Source organism: Nitrobacter hamburgensis X14, assembly GCF_000013885.1.
Lineage (GTDB): Bacteria > Pseudomonadota > Alphaproteobacteria > Rhizobiales > Xanthobacteraceae > Nitrobacter > Nitrobacter hamburgensis.
Genome location: NC_007964.1, coordinates 1889486 through 1906261, shown reverse-complemented (window position 1 = coordinate 1906261; position 16776 = coordinate 1889486). Strand labels below are relative to the sequence as shown.

The 16776-nt window shown below is 61.6% G+C and carries 13 protein-coding genes; all 13 read right to left on the bottom strand.

What is annotated here, in order from left to right:
- Positions 1–4 precede the first annotated feature (4 nt).
- A complete protein-coding gene (gene lpxA, locus NHAM_RS08705; protein ID WP_011510203.1) occupies positions 5–811 on the bottom strand; it encodes an acyl-ACP--UDP-N-acetylglucosamine O-acyltransferase in 807 nt (268 codons plus the stop codon).
- Positions 811–1266, bottom strand: a complete 456-nt coding sequence (gene fabZ, locus NHAM_RS08700; protein ID WP_011510202.1) for a 3-hydroxyacyl-ACP dehydratase FabZ — start codon at positions 1264–1266, stop codon at positions 811–813. Before fabZ ends, lpxA begins: the two co-directional genes overlap by 1 nt.
- Before the next feature lie 3 nt (positions 1267–1269).
- The gene (gene lpxD, locus NHAM_RS08695; protein ID WP_011510201.1) at positions 1270–2355 is read right to left on the bottom strand and encodes a UDP-3-O-(3-hydroxymyristoyl)glucosamine N-acyltransferase; all 1086 of its coding nucleotides are present in this window, start codon (positions 2353–2355) and stop codon (positions 1270–1272) included.
- A gap of 32 nt (positions 2356–2387) precedes the next feature.
- A complete protein-coding gene (gene bamA / locus NHAM_RS08690; RefSeq protein WP_011510200.1) occupies positions 2388–4919 on the bottom strand; it encodes an outer membrane protein assembly factor BamA in 2532 nt (843 codons plus the stop codon).
- 314 nt (positions 4920–5233) lie between these two features.
- Positions 5234–6385, bottom strand: a complete 1152-nt coding sequence (gene rseP / locus NHAM_RS08685; RefSeq protein ID WP_011510199.1) for an RIP metalloprotease RseP — start codon at positions 6383–6385, stop codon at positions 5234–5236.
- Between the two features lie 46 nt (positions 6386–6431).
- Positions 6432–7655: a 1-deoxy-D-xylulose-5-phosphate reductoisomerase gene (gene dxr / locus NHAM_RS08680; protein ID WP_011510198.1), complete on the bottom strand. Its 1224-nt coding sequence runs from the start codon at positions 7653–7655 to the stop codon at positions 6432–6434.
- A gap of 3 nt (positions 7656–7658) precedes the next feature.
- Positions 7659–8501, bottom strand: coding sequence for a phosphatidate cytidylyltransferase (locus NHAM_RS08675; RefSeq protein ID WP_011510197.1), 843 nt, complete (start codon positions 8499–8501; stop codon positions 7659–7661).
- A gap of 5 nt (positions 8502–8506) precedes the next feature.
- Positions 8507–9265, bottom strand: coding sequence for an isoprenyl transferase (locus tag NHAM_RS08670; RefSeq protein ID WP_011510196.1), 759 nt, complete (start codon positions 9263–9265; stop codon positions 8507–8509).
- A 19-nt stretch (positions 9266–9284) separates the two neighbouring features.
- A complete protein-coding gene (gene frr, locus NHAM_RS08665; protein WP_041357857.1) occupies positions 9285–9848 on the bottom strand; it encodes a ribosome recycling factor in 564 nt (187 codons plus the stop codon).
- A gap of 61 nt (positions 9849–9909) precedes the next feature.
- Positions 9910–10626 (bottom strand): UMP kinase, encoded by a 717-nt coding sequence (pyrH, locus tag NHAM_RS08660; protein ID WP_011510194.1) that lies wholly within the window; start codon positions 10624–10626, stop codon positions 9910–9912.
- A 52-nt stretch (positions 10627–10678) separates the two neighbouring features.
- Positions 10679–11602, bottom strand: a complete 924-nt coding sequence (gene tsf, locus NHAM_RS08655) for a translation elongation factor Ts (RefSeq protein ID WP_011510193.1) — start codon at positions 11600–11602, stop codon at positions 10679–10681.
- A gap of 127 nt (positions 11603–11729) precedes the next feature.
- Entirely contained in the window at positions 11730–12728 is a 999-nt protein-coding gene (locus NHAM_RS08650; protein ID WP_011510192.1) for a 30S ribosomal protein S2, read from the bottom strand.
- 180 nt (positions 12729–12908) lie between these two features.
- The gene (dnaE, locus tag NHAM_RS08645; RefSeq protein ID WP_011510191.1) at positions 12909–16415 is read right to left on the bottom strand and encodes a DNA polymerase III subunit alpha; all 3507 of its coding nucleotides are present in this window, start codon (positions 16413–16415) and stop codon (positions 12909–12911) included.
- Positions 16416–16776 lie beyond the last annotated feature (361 nt).

Here is a 16776-nt window from a genome sequence, read left to right as displayed (position 1 = left end):
TCCGCTATGCAGACCCGTTTGCACCGCCCACCGGCAAACACAGAGGCCGATGCTTACCCTCGCCGATAAACGTCAGGATCTCCGCAATGGCAGGATCGTCCGACGCACGGGCTTGAACGCGCTCGAGGCGCTCTGCAAATAGACCCGGCCCGTAAAACAGGTCCTGATAGAGGGACCTGACCTTGGCGAGACGCTCGCGGGTGAACTTGCGGCGCCTCATGCCGACAACGTTGAGACCCTCGAGGTGCCCATGCTGGCCGTTGACGAAGCCATAAGGAATGACATCGCCGCGAATGCCGGTGAGGCCGCCGATCATGGCTTGTCTGCCGATACGCGCGAACTGATGCACGGCCGAGAGACCGCCGATGTAGACGAAATCTCCGATCTTGCAGTGCCCTCCCAACGTTGCCGAGTTGGCAAAGACCACATCATTGCCGACCTGGCAGTCGTGGCCGACATGACTGTAACTCATGAAGAACCCGCGGGCGCCGACGCGGGTAACGCCGACATCCTTGGGGCTGCCGACGTTCATCGTCACGCTTTCGCGGATCGTGCAGCCGTCTCCGATCTCGAGGCGCGTCGGCTCGTTCCGATAACCCATATCCTGTGGCGCACCGCCAAGCGCGGCGAACGGATAAATCGTACAATTTGCTCCGATGGTCGTGTGGCCCGTGACGGACACATGCGAGATCAGGCGGCAGTTCGGGCCAAGGACGACGTGAGGGCCGACCATGCAGAAGGGCCCGATCTCGGTCGCCTCTCCGATCACGGCGCCATCTTCAATCCGCGCGGTGGGATCGATTTTGCTCATCAGTCGGTCAGCATCGCGCCGACGTCGGCTTCGGCGACGGTCGCGCCATTCACCTTCGCGTCGCCGTGAAACCACCACATCGTCTTGCGGCGACCGATGCTGCGCATGTGATATTCGACGATATCGCCCGGCATGACCGGCTTGCGAAACTTGCACTTGTCGATGGTCAGGAAATAAACCGCGCGGGGCTTTTCGGTGCCCTCTACCGACGTGATGCCTATGACACCCGCCGTCTGCGCCATCCCCTCGATCATCAACACTCCCGGATAGACCGGTCGTTCCGGAAAGTGTCCCTGGAACGCAGGCTCATTGATCGTGACGTTCTTCACGCCGATACCGCTGTGGTCGGCGCGAATGTTGATGACCCGGTCGATCAGCAGGAATGGATAACGATGAGGGAGGGTTTTGAGGATGGTGGCAATATCAACCTCCTCGAACTTGATCGGCGACTCCATTACTCATGCACCTCGATCCGTTGGATCTGGCGTGGCCGATCCGGCGTTGGGCGCACCATCGCGCGCCAAGCGCTCCACCGCAAAGAGCTCGCGGTACCACTGCCTGGTCGGTTTCGCGAAATAACCGCCCCAGCGGCCGTTTGGAGGGATATCGTCCTTGACCCCGCTCATGGCAACGACCTGCGCGCCGTCACCGATGTGAAGGTGGTTATTGATCCCGACCTTGGCGCCCAGCGCCACGTTGTCGCCGATCGTCAAGCTACCCGCCAAGCCGATTTGGGCCGCCAGCAGACAGCGTCGGCCGATCGTCACGTTATGGCCGATCTGGACCTGGTTGTCGATTTTGGTCCCCTCCCCGATCACCGTGTCGCGCAGGCTGCCGCGATCGATGGTTGTGCCGGCGCCGATCTCGACATCGTTCTGGATCAGCACGCGCCCGGTCTGCGGAACCTTAACATGGCCTTCGGAGCCGAAGAAAATGAAGCCGTAGCCATCCTGCCCGATATGACAGCCGGGATGGATGAGAACATTGTTGCCGATAAGAGCAACCTGGATCGTCGTGCCTGCGCCGACGTTGCAATTCCTGCCGATCCGCACACCCGGGCCGATCACCGCGCCCGAACCGATGACCGAACCGGTGCCGATTTCGACTCCGGGACCGATTACCGCCAGCGGGTCAACGACGACCGCGTCTTCGAGATGCGCGGACGGATGAACGACGGCGGAGGCCGCGATGGTTGCATTGTCGAACCAGGATTGCGGCCGGAGCGTATCGGCATGACAGTCTCGCGCGATCCTCACGAACGCACGAAACGGGGCCGCCGATCGCAGAACAGCCACGTGGCCCGGTACGCTGGCCTCGAATCGCGGGCTGACGAAACAGGCGCCCGCCCTGGTCGCCGCCAGTTGCGCGGCATACTTGTGATTGTCAAAAAACGTGAGATGCATCGGCCCGGCCTGGTCGAGCGAAGCGAGGCCGGTAATCCGCTGCTCACCACGGGAGGCGTCGATTAACTGCGCCCCCGTCGATGCGGCAATCTCCACCAGCGTCAACGGCGGCGGCTGCTTAAAGAATGCGGGTTGCGTCATTCCATCCGTCGCGGTGCACGCCGTGATCACGCTCAGAACGTCGTTCCGCCGCCAAACCTGAACTCCTGCACCCGGTCGTACTTGCCCTTTGTGATCGGCACGGCGTAGTCGAAGCGGAGCGGGCCGAACGGAGACTGCCAGATCAGGCCGACACCGACCGAGGTCCGGACCACGTTGGTGTCGTCAAACTGAAGACCGGCACAGGTGCCAGGATTGCTGCGCGACGTACTTGGCATACAGCCCGGCGCATTGAATTCATTGGTCGCCAAGTTAGACGTCGGTCCCTTGTAGCCCCAGAGTGAACCGGCGTCCGCGTAAACGGCACCCTTCAAGCCTACTTCCTTCGGCAGGAACCAGAACGGCATCTGCAACTCGACCGAAGCGCCCCAGTACTGGGTGCCACCCAAAGCATCCATCGTGCTCAGAAAATTGATATCGCGCGGACCGATGCCGTTCGGTGCGAAGCCGCGAACCAGATTGGGCCCCATCTGGAAATTATCCAGCATGCGAATTCCGTTCTGTCCGGCGTAAGCGCCAACATTGTTCAGAATACCGCCTTGCAGATGGACCAGACCGACGATGTCCGAGACCAGCGGCTGATAGTACTTCGCATCGATCGCCGTCTTCAAATATTTGACGTCACCACCGACACCGGCAAAGTCCTGCCTGAAATCAATCAGAAGACCGTCGGTCGGGTTCTTGTTGTTGTCGAGGGTGTTGTAGGTCAGCGTGTAGCCGAGCATCGAGGTCAGCGTCTGGCCGCCCAACTCCTGGCGGATTGGCAGCGACGCTTCGCCATCGGAGTAACAGCCGAGGGTCGGATTATTCGGATTGAATTGGCCGATTGAATTCAGGAATGCTGGTGACGGATTGTAGTTCGGACCGCCAATGTTGTTGTTACAGTTCCGCAGGGATGTTGGTAGCCCGATTTCCTGCCGGAAGATCGAATAACGCAATTGCAGTGTCAGATCCTCCCGCAGGCCGAAGCCGAGCCGCGGGCTGAATCCGAGCGTCTTGATGTTATAGGAGATGTATTGGTTGGCGAGCTGCTCACGCTGGTAGAAATCAAGCCCGAGCGCGACCCGATAGTCCAGCAGGTAGGGCTCGACAAACGACAGCGAATATCCCCGTGCGTACTGCCCGTACTGAACCGAGGCCTTCGCATACAGACCGCGGCCCAGCAGGTTACGCTCCGAGACGCTGACTTCCGCGAGTGCGCCCTGGGTCGTCGAATAGCCGCCGGACACCGAGAAGTCACCGGTCGACTTATCCTCGACGTCGACGTCGAGAATCACGCGATCGCTGGATGACCCCGGCTCGGTCGTGATCTTGACCGTCTTGAAGAAATCGAGGTTCTTCAGGCGGCGCTCGGCACGATCCACCAGCGATCGATTGTAGGCGTCGCCTTCCGAAATATCGAACTCGCGCCGGATCACATAGTCCCGCGTCCGCGTGTTGCCTCTGATGTTGATGCGCTCGATATACGTCCTCGGGCCTTCGTCGATCGCGAATACGATCGAGACGGTATGGGCATCGAAGTTGCGATCACCTCGCGGGCGCACCACGGCGAAGGCATATCCGCGCCGCGACGTTTCGACCTGCATCTCCTCGACGGATTTCTCGAGCGCTTCGGCGTTATAGAGCGACCCGACGTGGACGTGCGAAAAGCCGCTCAGTGACTTTCCGTCGAGCGCCGGAATCGACGATTCGAATGTCACCGACCCGACGCGGTATTGCTGGCCTTCGTCGATCTTGAAGGTCACGAGGAACCCGTGGCGAGCGGGATCGTATTCGGTCAAGGCGGCAACGATCTGAACGTCCGCATAGCCGTGCTTCAGATAATAGCGGCGCAGCAAGTCACGGTCGGCCTCGACGCGGTCGGGATCATACACGTCCCCGCCACCGAGGAAGCTCAGGAAGTTCGACTCATGCGTCTTGATCACGTCCTTCAGACGGTAGGACGAAAAAGCGTGGTTACCGATGAACTCGACCGATTTGACGCCGGTCTTGCCGCCTTCGCTGATCGAAAAAACGAGATCGACGCGGTTGTTGGGTTGCTCGATGATCTCTGGGGTAACGCTCACATCGTAGCGGCCGGAGTGGCGATAGATTTCAACGATTCGCTGGACGTCGGACTGGACCATCGGTCGGGAGAACGTACCGCGCGGCTTGGACTGAATTTCCGCCGTCAGTTGCTCGTCCTTGACCTTCTTGTTGCCCTCGAACGCGACCCGGTTGATGACCGGATTTTCCACGACCGAGACCACGAGCCGGCCGCCGACACGGTTGATCCTGACGTCCTGGAACAGACCGGTCCCGATCAGCGCTTTCAACGCGTCGTCGATGCTCGCCTGGTCAAGGCGCCCGTTGGCATCCGGCTTGAAATACGAACGGATCGTCTCCAGCTCGACCCGACGGTTTCCTTCGACGGAAATCGACGACAGGGTCTGGGCGGCAGCTGGCGACGACACCAGAGGGACGGTCACGAACGCGGCGACCGGCACGGCGACGGCCATCAGGGCGGCGAGCAGTGTCCCCCTTAACACTCGCATTCCAACATTCATGCGCAACGCGCCCTTATCATTCCGATGCCGGTCCATACCCCTACGAGCCGGCAGATTCCCATGTGGTTGCAACGCTTGTAGCTAATTTTGCCAGAGTGGCAAACGGCCTTTCGCAGTGCAATTCCAATTTAACTCCAAGACGTTGCCCTTTAGCCACGCCCAGATCACGGTGATTTGGATCGAATCGATCCAAAATCATGAACGGGATCGATTCCAACATTTTTGAGACGCGTCTTCTTCACGCGAACCGGTATCCATCCTCGGGTCAAAGCCCGAGGACATGCTTCGCTCGAAAACGCTCCAGGACGCGCGACTCACGAGCCAGCCAGATGCAGAATATCGTTGTAGGTCGCAAAAACCATCAGCATCAGCACCAGGCCGAGACCGATTCGGAAGCCCATTTCCTGTGCACGCTCGGACATCGGCCGCCCCCGAACGGCTTCAACCGCATAAAACAAAAGGTGCCCGCCATCCAGCAGCGGAACCGGAAACAGGTTCAGCAGCCCGATGGATATGGAAAGAACGGCAGCAAGATGGATCAGTGCGGCGGGGCCGATCGTGGCGACCTGCCCGGATATCTGCGCGATCCGAAGCGGTCCCCCGATCTGGTCGGCGTCCTCGCGCCCGGTGAAAATTCCACCGATATAGGCCATCGTGCTGTCGACCACGAACCAGGTTTCCTTGACTCCCAGCCACACCGCCGTCGCCGGATTCACGCGTTCCGTGGTGACATCTCCAGGTGAAGTCGCGTGCGCAATCCCGAGAACGCCGATCCTGTGCTCGTTTCCAAACCTGTCCTTGATCTCCTTAAGTTGCGGCGTGCCCCGCAGATCGATAACCGAATCGCCGCGTTTCACGGCGAATGTCAGCGTCTCGCCAGCACTGGTTCCGACGATCCGCTGCATGTCCGAGAAACTGTCGATCCCGCTGCCGTTGATCGCGGTCACGATGTCGCCGGCTTTGAAACCAGCCGCTTCGGCTGCGCTGCCGGCCTGCACCGTATCGACACGGGGGGTCGTGCTGGGCTTGCCGAAAATCATGAACAGGCCGGCGAAGATGAAGATCGCGAGGATAAAATTGGCAATCGGCCCCGCAGCCACGATCGCGGCACGCGGGAGAACCTTCTTGTGATGAAAGCTGCCGGCTCGCTCCTCCGCCGTCATGGATGCGAGGATCGCGTTCGACGGCGTGCTCGCTTCGGAATCATCGCCAAAGAACTTGACGTACCCGCCGAGGGGGATGGCGGAGAGCTTCCAGCGCGTCCCGTGCCTGTCGTTGAAGCCCGCCAATTCTGGTCCAAAGCCCACGGAGAATGTCAGTATCTTCACGCCCGCCCAGCGCCCAACCAGAAAGTGGCCGAGTTCGTGAAAGAAAACGACGATGGTGAGGACAAACAGGAACGGAACGATGTAGCCGATCAAACCGTGGCTTAATGTATTGAAACCGTGAAGAAAAAACTCGGCCATTCCGTTTCCCTCGTCCAGTGCCGGAGGCCCTGTTCCCGGCCACCCTTTAGGTGGCCTTTGCGGCGATTTGTGGCAATAGCGACGCGGCCATATTTCGCGCGTTGTGGTCAATGGCGATGGCGTCGTCAGCCGACGCCAGCGGCGCGAGATTGCCTGCCCGGACCCAGCCATTCATGGTGGCCTCGACCAGGCGCGCGATGGCGCCGAACCTGATTTTCTCGCCGATGAACGCCGCAACGGCGATCTCGTTTGCGGCATTGTAGACCGTGGTTGCGCCGTTCCCCGTCCTCAGCGCGTCGTAGGCCAGCCGGAGCGCCGGGAACCGCGTGAAATCCGGTGCCTCGAATGTCAGCTGTCCGATGCTGGCGAGATCGAGCTTCGCCGCCGGTCCGACGATGCGCTCGGGCCAGCCGAGGCAATGAGCGATCGGCGTCCGCATGTCGGGAGTTCCGAGTTGAGCGACGACGGACCGGTCGGAGAACTCGACCATACCGTGGACGATCGATTGCGGGTGAACCAGGACGTCGATCTCGTCCGGCGTCAGCGTGAACAGGCAGGCGGCCTCGATGACCTCGAGTCCCTTGTTCATCATCGACGCCGAGTCGATGGTGATCTTCCGTCCCATGCTCCAGTTCGGATGCTTCAGCGCCTGCGCCAGGGTCGCCTTCTCGATGTCGGCCGCCGCCCAGGTGCGAAACGGGCCCCCCGACGCGGTAATGATGACGCGCGTGAGTTCATCGCGATTTCCCGAACTCAAGGCTTGAAACAGGGCATTGTGCTCGGAGTCGGCCGGCAGGATGCAGGCCCCCGCCTTCGCGGCGCGCTGCATGAAGAAGTCGCCGGCGCAGACGAGGCACTCCTTGTTCGCAAGCGCAATCGTTGTCCCGCGATCAACCGCTGCAAGCGCGGGCTTCAGTCCGGCCGCGCCGCTCACCGCGGCCATCAACCAGTCGGCCGGACGCGAAGCAGCCTCGATGATCGCGCTTTCGCCGACGCCACACTCGATACCACTGCCCGCGAGCGCATCCTTCAACTCGCCAAAACGCGCGGGATCGGCGACCGCGACAAACCGCGCAGCGAATTCCCGCGCCAGTTTGACAAGAGCCTCGACATTTGAATTCGCGGTCAGTGCTTCGACACGGTAGCGGCCGGGCGCGCCGCGCAACAAATCCATCGTGCTGTCGCCGATCGACCCGGTCGCTCCCAGAACCGTCACGGTCCTGACGCCAGCCTCAACCGGCTTGTTATTCTTCAACGGAACGGCACCCATACGTCACCAAACCATAAGGGCGTGACCGATGCCATCCGCATCGCCACGCAAAAATCCGAAAAGCGCGGCGAGAACAATCGCCGCCACAAAGCCGTCGAGGCGGTCGAGCAGCCCGCCGTGTCCCGGAATGATCTGACTGGAATCCTTGACCCCGAAACGCCTCTTGACCGCCGACTCAAACAGATCGCCCGATTGCGATACGACGGACAGAACCGCCCCGAGCAGAAGCAAGGGCATCATTTCTCCAAAACCGAAGGCGGAAAATCCGACGGCGACAACAAGGCTCGCGACGAGGCCACCCACCGCACCAGCCCATGTCTTCTTCGGACTGACGCGAGGCCACAATTTGGGTCCACCGATTCCGCGGCCGGCGAAATAACCTCCGATATCGGTCACCCAGACCACCAGCAGCACCAACATCAACGCGGTGAATCCGTAGTCGCCGTCGAGGCGCACCTGCGCCGACGCAAATTCGGCCGCAGCCGCATAACAGAATCCGGCTACTGACCAAAGGCGTAGCCGTTGCGACGCCGCGCCGACCGCCGCAGCGCCGATCACAAGAACAACCAGCGAATACCCGCTGTGTCCGAACCCCAGACACAGGCCGGACACGACGAGGGCCGTGATCCCGGCGGCAGCCGTCCGCCTTTCCTGCGCGGTGCCGACGATCATCAGCCATTCGACGTAAAGGCCGACGGACGCGAGCGTCACGAGTCCGATCCACAGAGGTCCGCCGGACCATGCGACGGCAATCGCAGCCGGCGCGAGAACCAGCGCTGCGATGATACGCGTCCGGAGATTTCGCGATCCCGGATCGGCAACCGGCGCTACCTGATCCTGATTCATATCCATCACGATGCGGTTTTCGCAGCCAGGCCACCGAAGCGACGCTCGCGTCTGGCATACTCGGCGATCGCGCCTTCCAGCGCCGACTTGTCGAAATCCGGCCAATGCATCGGAACAAAAACGAATTCGCTGTAGGCCGCCTGCCACATCAGGAAATTCGACAGCCGCTGTTCGCCGCTGGTACGGATGATCAGGTCGGGATCAGGAATATCGGGCGCATCGAGATACTGACCGAGCGCGTCCGCATTGATCGTCGCCGGATCGCGCTTGCCATCCGCGACCTCCCGCGCCAGTTGCTGCGCGGCGTTGGCAATTTCCTGCCGCGAGCCATAGTTGAAGGCCACCACCAGCGTGAGGCTGGTGTTGTCTCTGGTGAGTTCTTCCGCCTCGCCGAGAAGCGCGCAAATGTCCGGCTCCAGCCCCGCGCGCTCACCGATAACACGGACGCGAACACCGTCACGGTGCAGCGAGGCCAAATCATTGCGGATAAACCGGCGCAGCAGGCCGAAAAGATCGCCAATTTCGGTGGCGGGCCGCGACCAGTTTTCCGAGCTGAAGGAAAAGATCGTCAGGTACTGAATGCCGAGTTCATGCGCCGCGCGCACGACGCGCCGCAGCGCCTCGACACCGCGACGATGACCCTCGGCGCGCGGCAAACCGCGCGACGCCGCCCAACGCCCGTTTCCGTCCATGATGATGGCGACATGCGGCGGCGCATCGGTGTGATCCGATCCATTGGCTGCGGGCGCGGCGGCATTCGACATGAGGTCAGTCCAGTCCCGGCTAGACAGTGAGGATTTCCTTTTCCTTCCCCGCCAGCAATTCATCGATTTCGGAGATAACGCCGTCCGTCGCCTTCTGAACATCGTTCGCCAGGCGCTTCTCGTCATCCTCGGAAATCTCGTGGTTCTTCTCGAGCTTCTTGATCGTATCCAGGCCGTCGCGCCGCACATGACGAACCGCCACTTTCGCCGCCTCGGCATACTTGTGCGCGACCTTGACCAGTTCCTTGCGACGTTCTTCGTTCAATTCGGGGATGCGCAGGCGCAGTACCTGTCCTTCGGTCGCGGGGCTCAGTCCCAGATTGGAATCGACGATCGCCTTTTCCACCGCCTTCACCATCGACTTGTCCCAAACCTGCACCGACAGCAGGCGCGACTCGGGAACACTGATCGTCGCAACCTGATTCAAGGGCATATGGCTGCCATAGGCCTCGACCTGCACCGGTTCGAGCATCGACGCCGCCGCGCGCCCGGTCCGCAAACCGCCCAACTCGTGCTTGAGGGATTGAATTGCCCCCTGCATCCGGCGCTTCAACTCGTTAATATCGAAATTACCCGCCGTCATACCGCTCTCCATCCCGGACACGTCTTCTGACCTCCGACCGCACCCGGCCCGACGCCATGAATCAACTGGCCACGATCGTTCCTCGACCGGTGCCTTTCAAAATTGCACCGATCGAACCCGGTTCGGCGATCGAGAACACAATGATAGGCAGCGACGTCTCGCGGGCAAGCGCGAAAGCAGTCGCGTCCATGACCTTATAGCCGCCTTCGAGCGCCTGCGAGTGACTTAACCGCTCGAACCGCGTGGCAGATGGATCCTTCTTCGGATCGGAACTGTAGACACCATCCACGTTCGTCGCCTTGAGCACGGCTTGTGCGCCGATCTCTGCGGCGCGAAGCACCGCCGTGGTGTCGGTCGTGAAATAAGGATTGCCGGTCCCGCCGCCGAGCAGAACAATACGGCCCTCCGAGAGGTATTTATGCGCCGCATTGCGGGTGAAAAGCTCGCAGACTTCGGGCATCACGAACGCGGACAGGGCACGGGCCGACTGCCCGCGACGTTCGAGGGCAGCCTCGAGCGCAAGGCAGTTCATGACGGTCGCAAGCATTCCCATAGTATCGCCGGTCGGGCGCGAGACGCCGCGGGACGACACCTCGACGCCCCGGAATATGTTTCCACCACCGACCACAACCGCGATTTCCGTCCCCAGCGCACGCGCAGAGGCCAGATCGCCGGCGATACGATCGACGGTCGGCTGGTCGATGCCGAAGGGCTGCGAACCCGCCAGATATTCCCCGGACAGTTTAACGACAACACGACGATAGGCCGGCTCATCCATGATGCGTTAGCTCCGCCGCGAGTCTTGCTCCCCGCCCCGTTCAGGCCTGGCGTTACCCCTGCCCGGCGGCCGCGGCAACCTCGGCCGCAAAATCGGATTCGGCCTTCTCAATTCCCTCGCCTAGCGCATAGCGCACAAAGCCTGTGAGCTTCACAGGCGCGCCGACCTTGCCCTCAGCGTCCTTGAGCGCCTGACCGACGCTTTTTTTGTCGTCGAAGATGAACGGCTGTTCCAGCAGGGTCTGTTCCTTGAAGAATGTTTTCAGGCCGGACTCGGTGATCTTCTCGATCATCGCTTCGGGCTTGCCCTGCTGCCGGAACTTGTCGGCGAGGATGTCCTTCTCGCGCTTGACGACGGCGGGATCGACCCCCGAAGGATCGATGGCCAGCGGGTTCGAGGACGCGACATGCATCGCGATCTGACGGCCAAGCGCAGCGAGTTCGTCGGCGTTCCCCGACGACTCGAGCGCGACGATCACACCCATTTTTCCGGCGCCATCGATGACGGCATTGTGGACATAGCTCGCGACAAGCCCCTTGCTGACCTCGAGCGACGCGGCGCGACGCAGCGTCATGTTCTCGCCGATGGTGGCGATCGCATCCGAGATGGCCGTCTCCACGGTGGCGCTGCCAACCTTGGCGGCCTTGATCACCTCGACGTCGGCGCCGACGCTGAGAGCAACCTGCGCCACCATCTTGACCAGCCCCTGGAACTGCTCGTTGCGCGCGACGAAGTCTGTTTCCGAATTGACTTCGACGACGACGCCCTTGTTGCCGCTGGTGACGGCGCCGATCAGGCCTTCGGCCGCAACGCGTCCCGCCTTTTTGGCGGCTTTCGACAGTCCCTTCTTACGCAGCCAGTCGATCGCAGCCTGCATGTCACCGTCGTTCTCGGTCAGCGCCTGCTTGCAATCCATCATGCCGACGCCGGTGGTTTCGCGCAGGTCCTTGACCATGGCTGCGGTGATTGTTGCCATTGCTGTATGTCCTTTGCCTGTCAGGAGACAGCGGTGCAGCTCATCGGCCACCGCCGCCTCTACTCAGGAAACAAGTCAGAAAATCCCGTGTGAAAGCGGGCGGCCGCGAAACCGCCGGCCCGTCACGTTATTCGGCCTCGGCGGTCAACGCCTTGGCCTGAGCGACCCAGCCGTCAGCACGGCTCGGAAGTCCAACCTCTTCACCGATCTTGTGAGCGGTCTCGTGATCGAATTCGGCGAGCTGCCAGTAGTGGAAAATGCCGAGGTCGTTGAACTTCTTCTCGATCTCACCGGACACGCCCGTGAGCTTCTTGAGATCGTCGGCAACGCCGCGCGGGCCGGCAAGACCCTGGAAGCCGGCAGGCTGCGCGGCGGCGGGAAGTTCTTCCTGCACCGGCTGGACCGAGGCCCCGATGTCAATGCCGGAATCGCCCTGGGCCCGCGAAATGCCGTCGATCGCCGCACGCGCAATGAGATCACAATACAGGCTGATGGCGCGGCCGGCGTCGTCGTTGCCCGGAACCAGATAGGTGATGCCCTTGGGATCGCAGTTGGTGTCGACGATAGCCGCGACCGGGATGTTCAGCCGCTGGGCCTCCTGGATCGCGATGTCTTCCTTGTTGGTGTCGATCACGAAGATCAGGTCCGGCAGACCGCCCATGTCCTTGATGCCGCCGAGCGAGCGATCAAGCTTGTCGCGCTCGCGCTGCAGCGTCAGCCGCTCCTTCTTCGTGTAGGCGTTGGCGTCGCCGGAACTCAGCACCTCATCGAGATGGCGCAGCCGCTTGATCGAACCGGAAATCGTCTTCCAGTTGGTCAGCGTGCCGCCGAGCCAGCGCGAGTTGACAAAGTACTGCGCCGAGCGCTTCGCGGCATCGGCGACGCCGTCCTGCGCCTGACGCTTGGTGCCGACGAACAGGATGCGGCCGCCCTTGGCGACGGTGTCGCTGACAGCCTGCAGCGCGCGATGCAGCAGCGGCACGGTCTGCGCGAGATCGATGATATGGATGTTGTTGCGCGCACCGAAAATGTAATCCGCCATCTTCGGATTCCAGCGGTGCGATTGGTGGCCGAAATGAACGCCAGCCTCAAGCAGCTGACGCATGGAAAATTCAGGAAGCGCCATAGTTCAATTCTCCGGTTGGTTCCTCCGGAAACGTGTGAGCAGGACGAACCGTCAAACCGAAAGGAATGCGGTCCGGCTGCCACCGGACGGCTTGTTAGGCCATGTTTCCGTGTGAGATGGCGGCGTATATACCGGGGGCACCCGGTATAAGCAAGGCAATCCGGCCCGCTGCGCTGCCGGTCAGATCGCCTGGACGTCCACGACCCCCGAAACCGCCTTGATGGCGCCTGCGACCTGCGGCGAAACCCGAAAACGGCCGGGAAGCTTTATTTCCACCTCGGTTTCGAGGTCCAGCAACATCACCAGCGAGACGTCGCCGTCTCCGGATTGCCTGGACGCTGGAACCTTGGCCGCCCCGGCCGGGCCATCGTTTTCGGGCGTCTGAAGTCGCCTTACGATCGAATCGAGCGGCCTGGTATCGCGCAGGAAAATCCGCAAACCCCTCTGGGTCTTGGCCGCGGCATCGTCCAAGGGCTCCGCGTGCAGAACGCGGGCGCGAACCTCATCGCCCTGCAGTTCCGCGCCGAGTTGCATCAAAACCGCGGCCCCCGGCTCCAGCACCTCGCGAAATTGCGCCAGCCCTTCCGAAAACAGCACCGCCTCGAAATGGCCGGTCGGATCGGACAGGCCGATGATGCCCATCTTGTTGCCGGTCTTGGTGCGCCGCTCCATCCGCGAGACGACCGTCGCGGCGACCCTGCCTGCGGTCGCGCCTGTCTTTACCGCGCGGGAAAACTCGGCCCAGGACTGGACGCGCAGCCGCTTCAGCGCGGTTGCGTAGTCGTCGAGCGGATGCCCCGACAGGAAAAACCCGACCGCATCGTACTCGCGCTTCAGCCGATCGGACGGCAACCACGGCTCCGCCTGAGGCAGCATGATGGCCGGCGCATCCGCCATACCGCCGAACATGTCGTTCTGACCGAGCATCGCGGCCTCGTGACTGCGCTGGCACGCGGCAAGGATCGCCTCGGCGCCGGCGAACACACGGGCGCGATTGGGTTCGAACGCATCGAACGCTCCGGCGGCCGCGAGGCTTTCGATCACGCGCTTGTTGACGGCGCGCGGCGGCACCCTGGCGGCGAAATCGGCCAGCGACGTGAACAATCCGTTCTTGCGGGCTTCGACGATCTGCTCGACCGCCTGCGCGCCGACGCCTTTCAGCGCCGCCAGCGCGTAACAGATCACGCCGCCGCTGACCTCGAAGGTCGCGCCCGAGCGGTTGATCGAGGGCGCTTCGACCTTGATCTCAAGGCGCTGGGCCTCGCTGCGAAATTCCGAAAGCTTGTCGGTGTTGCTCATATCGAGCGTCATCGACGCCGCCAGAAATTCGATGGGATAATGCGCTTTCATATACGCCGTCTGGTAGGATACGAGCGCATAGGCCGCGGCATGGCTTTTATTGAATCCGTAATCGGCAAACTTCGCCAGCAACTCGAAAATTGTTTCCGCCTGCCCCTTGGGCACCCCGTTCTTCACGGAGCCGGCAACAAAAATCGCGTGCTGCTTTTCCATTTCCGCGCGGATCTTCTTGCCCATCGCGCGCCGCAGCAGATCGGCGTCGCCGAGCGAATAGCCGGCCATGACCTGGGCGATCTGCATCACCTGTTCCTGATAGATGATGACGCCAAACGTTTCCTTGAGGATCGGCTCCAGCATGGGATGAAGATATTCCGGCTCCTCTTCGCCATGCTTGCGCGCGCAGTAGGTCGGAATATTCGCCATCGGCCCCGGTCGATACAGCGCGACCAGCGCAATGATGTCCTCGAACCGGTCCGGGCGCATATCCACCAGCGCCCGCCGCATGCCCTGACTTTCAACCTGGAAAACGCCGACCACGTCGCCCCGCGTCAGCATCTGGTAGCTTTCCGCATCGTCGAGCGGCAGCGTTGCGAGATCGATATGGACATTGCGCTGCTTCAGCAGCTTCACGGCAACGTCAAGAACGGTCAGCGTCTTCAGGCCGAGAAAGTCGAACTTCACCAGCCCTGCCGGCTCCACCCACTTCATGTTGAACTGGGTCACCGGCATGTCCGACTTCGGATCGCGGTACAACGGTACGAGTTCGCTCAGGGGACGATCGCCGATCACGATGCCAGCCGCATGGGTCGAGGCATGACGGGTCAGCCCCTCGAGGCGCTGGGCGATATCGAACGCGCGCGCCACCACCGGATCCTCGTCGCGAAACGCCTGCAGCTTCGGTTCGCTCGCGATCGCCGCGGCCAGCGTAATGGGCGCTGCTGGATTTTGCGGGACCAGCTTGGTCAGCTTGTCGACCTGCCCATAAGGCATCTGCAAGACGCGTCCGACGTCACGCAAAACGCCGCGCGCCTGAAGCGTTCCAAAGGTGATGATCTGCGCGACCTGATCGCGACCGTAGCGCTTCTGCACGTAGTCGATGACCTCGCCGCGCCGCTCCTGGCAGAAATCGATATCGAAGTCCGGCATCGACACGCGTTCGGGGTTGAGGAAGCGCTCGAACAGCAGACCGAACCGGATCGGATCCAGATCGGTGATGGTGAGCACATAGGCCACCAGCGAGCCAGCGCCGGAGCCCCGGCCCGGCCCCACTGGAATGCCCTCGGACTTGGCGTGCTTGATGAAGTCCGCAACGATCAGGAAGTAGCCCGCATAATTCATGCGGGTGATGACGTCGAGTTCGAAACTCAGGCGCGCGCTGTAGTCGTCCTCCGTCATTCCCTGGGAAAGACCATGAACCGCCAGCCGGTTGGCAAGCCCCTCTTCCGCCTGGCGCCGCAATTCGGCGACCTCATCGCTTTTCGCATCCGCCGCGTTGGCGCCGGCGCCGACCGCGAAATGCGGCAGGATCGGCTTGCGCGTCAGGGGCCGGAACGCGCAACGTTCCGCAATTTCAATCGTAGACGACAACGCTTCCGGAATGTCGGCAAACAGCACGGCCATTTCCGCGCGGGTCTTGAAGCGATGATCCGGCGTCAGTTGATCGCGGTCGGTTTCCGCGACGAGGCGGCCGCCGGCGATACACAGCAAGGCATCGTGGGCCTCATAATCGTCGGAGGCTGCGAAATACGGTTCGTTGGTCGCGACCAGCGGCAGACCCTTGGCATAGGCGAGGTCGATCAACGCGCCTTCGACGCGCCGCTCCTTGTCAAGGCCATGACGCTGCAACTCGACATAGAGCCGGTCACCGAAAACCCCGGCGAGTTGATCGCAACGCGCGATAGCGAGAGCCGAATGATCGGCATTGAACGCCAGCGCCACCGGCCCGTCGGGGCCACCGGTCAAGGCAATCAGCCCTTCGTTTTCATCCCGAAGCCACCCCGACTTGATATGCGGGGTCTGATGCAGCGCCGATTCGAGGAACGCGCGGGAATTCAGCCGCATCAGGTTGCGATAACCGGCCTCGCGCGTCGCCAGCAGAACAATTCGGGCGAAGGGAAGCGCGCTGCGCGCATTGGGATCCTGATCGTCGAAATCGACCGCCAGTTCGCACCCGACGATCGGCTGGATTCCGTAACCCGCGACCTTGTCGGAAAACTCCAGCGCACCGAACATATTGTCGGTGTCGGTCAGCGCCAATGCCGGTTGATGGTCGGCCTTGGCCAGTTCCGCCAGTTTCTGGATCTTGATCGAGCCCTTCAAAAGCGAATAGGCCGAATGGACGTGCAAGTGGACGAAACCGGCGTTGGCGGCGGCGAGTTTCTGGCTCATGGTTTTGGGCAATCATCGGTGCTGGGAGCTAACGGCCGGGAAAGCCGACTCGCCAATAAATGGTGAGGGCTTGCACCCGCCGTGTCCATGCGAAATCCAGGCGCAGGCGAAGCTGTTCCTGTTTTCCCCAGCACGCCCGGAAAGCCGGACCGTTCACTCACGAAAGCTGCGGAATGAGTTGCGCCCAGACGGCGATCATCCCGACGAACAGCACGATCGAGGCCAGCGCCGTCGCCTCCTCAATGAATAGTCTCAACATGATTCCCCCTCCTTTATTAGAACATAACAGAAACATTGTTTATGTTTTGTTCCAAAAGTCAAGGGCCGGCAGTGGGTCGATTTGAGAAATGAATAGGAAGGA

Excerpts from the sequence above, each read along its gene's own strand:
- NHAM_RS08670 (WP_011510196.1), bottom strand. The coding sequence starts at position 9,265 with ATGTCGAATGCCGCCGCGCCCGCAGCCAATGGATCGGATCACACCGAT.
- pyrH (WP_011510194.1), bottom strand. The coding sequence starts at position 10,626 with ATGGATGAGCCGGCCTATCGTCGTGTTGTCGTTAAACTGTCCGGGGAA.
- fabZ (WP_011510202.1), bottom strand. The coding sequence starts at position 1,266 with ATGGAGTCGCCGATCAAGTTCGAGGAGGTTGATATTGCCACCATCCTC.
- bamA (WP_011510200.1), bottom strand. The coding sequence starts at position 4,919 with ATGAATGTTGGAATGCGAGTGTTAAGGGGGACACTGCTCGCCGCCCTG.
- NHAM_RS08675 (WP_011510197.1), bottom strand. The coding sequence starts at position 8,501 with ATGAATCAGGATCAGGTAGCGCCGGTTGCCGATCCGGGATCGCGAAAT.
- lpxD (WP_011510201.1), bottom strand. The coding sequence starts at position 2,355 with ATGACGCAACCCGCATTCTTTAAGCAGCCGCCGCCGTTGACGCTGGTG.
- dnaE (WP_011510191.1), bottom strand. The coding sequence starts at position 16,415 with ATGAGCCAGAAACTCGCCGCCGCCAACGCCGGTTTCGTCCACTTGCAC.
- rseP (WP_011510199.1), bottom strand. The coding sequence starts at position 6,385 with ATGGCCGAGTTTTTTCTTCACGGTTTCAATACATTAAGCCACGGTTTG.
- dxr (WP_011510198.1), bottom strand. The coding sequence starts at position 7,655 with ATGGGTGCCGTTCCGTTGAAGAATAACAAGCCGGTTGAGGCTGGCGTC.
- tsf (WP_011510193.1), bottom strand. The coding sequence starts at position 11,602 with ATGGCAACAATCACCGCAGCCATGGTCAAGGACCTGCGCGAAACCACC.
- NHAM_RS08650 (WP_011510192.1), bottom strand. The coding sequence starts at position 12,728 with ATGGCGCTTCCTGAATTTTCCATGCGTCAGCTGCTTGAGGCTGGCGTT.
- frr (WP_041357857.1), bottom strand. The coding sequence starts at position 9,848 with ATGACGGCGGGTAATTTCGATATTAACGAGTTGAAGCGCCGGATGCAG.
- lpxA (WP_011510203.1), bottom strand. The coding sequence starts at position 811 with ATGAGCAAAATCGATCCCACCGCGCGGATTGAAGATGGCGCCGTGATC.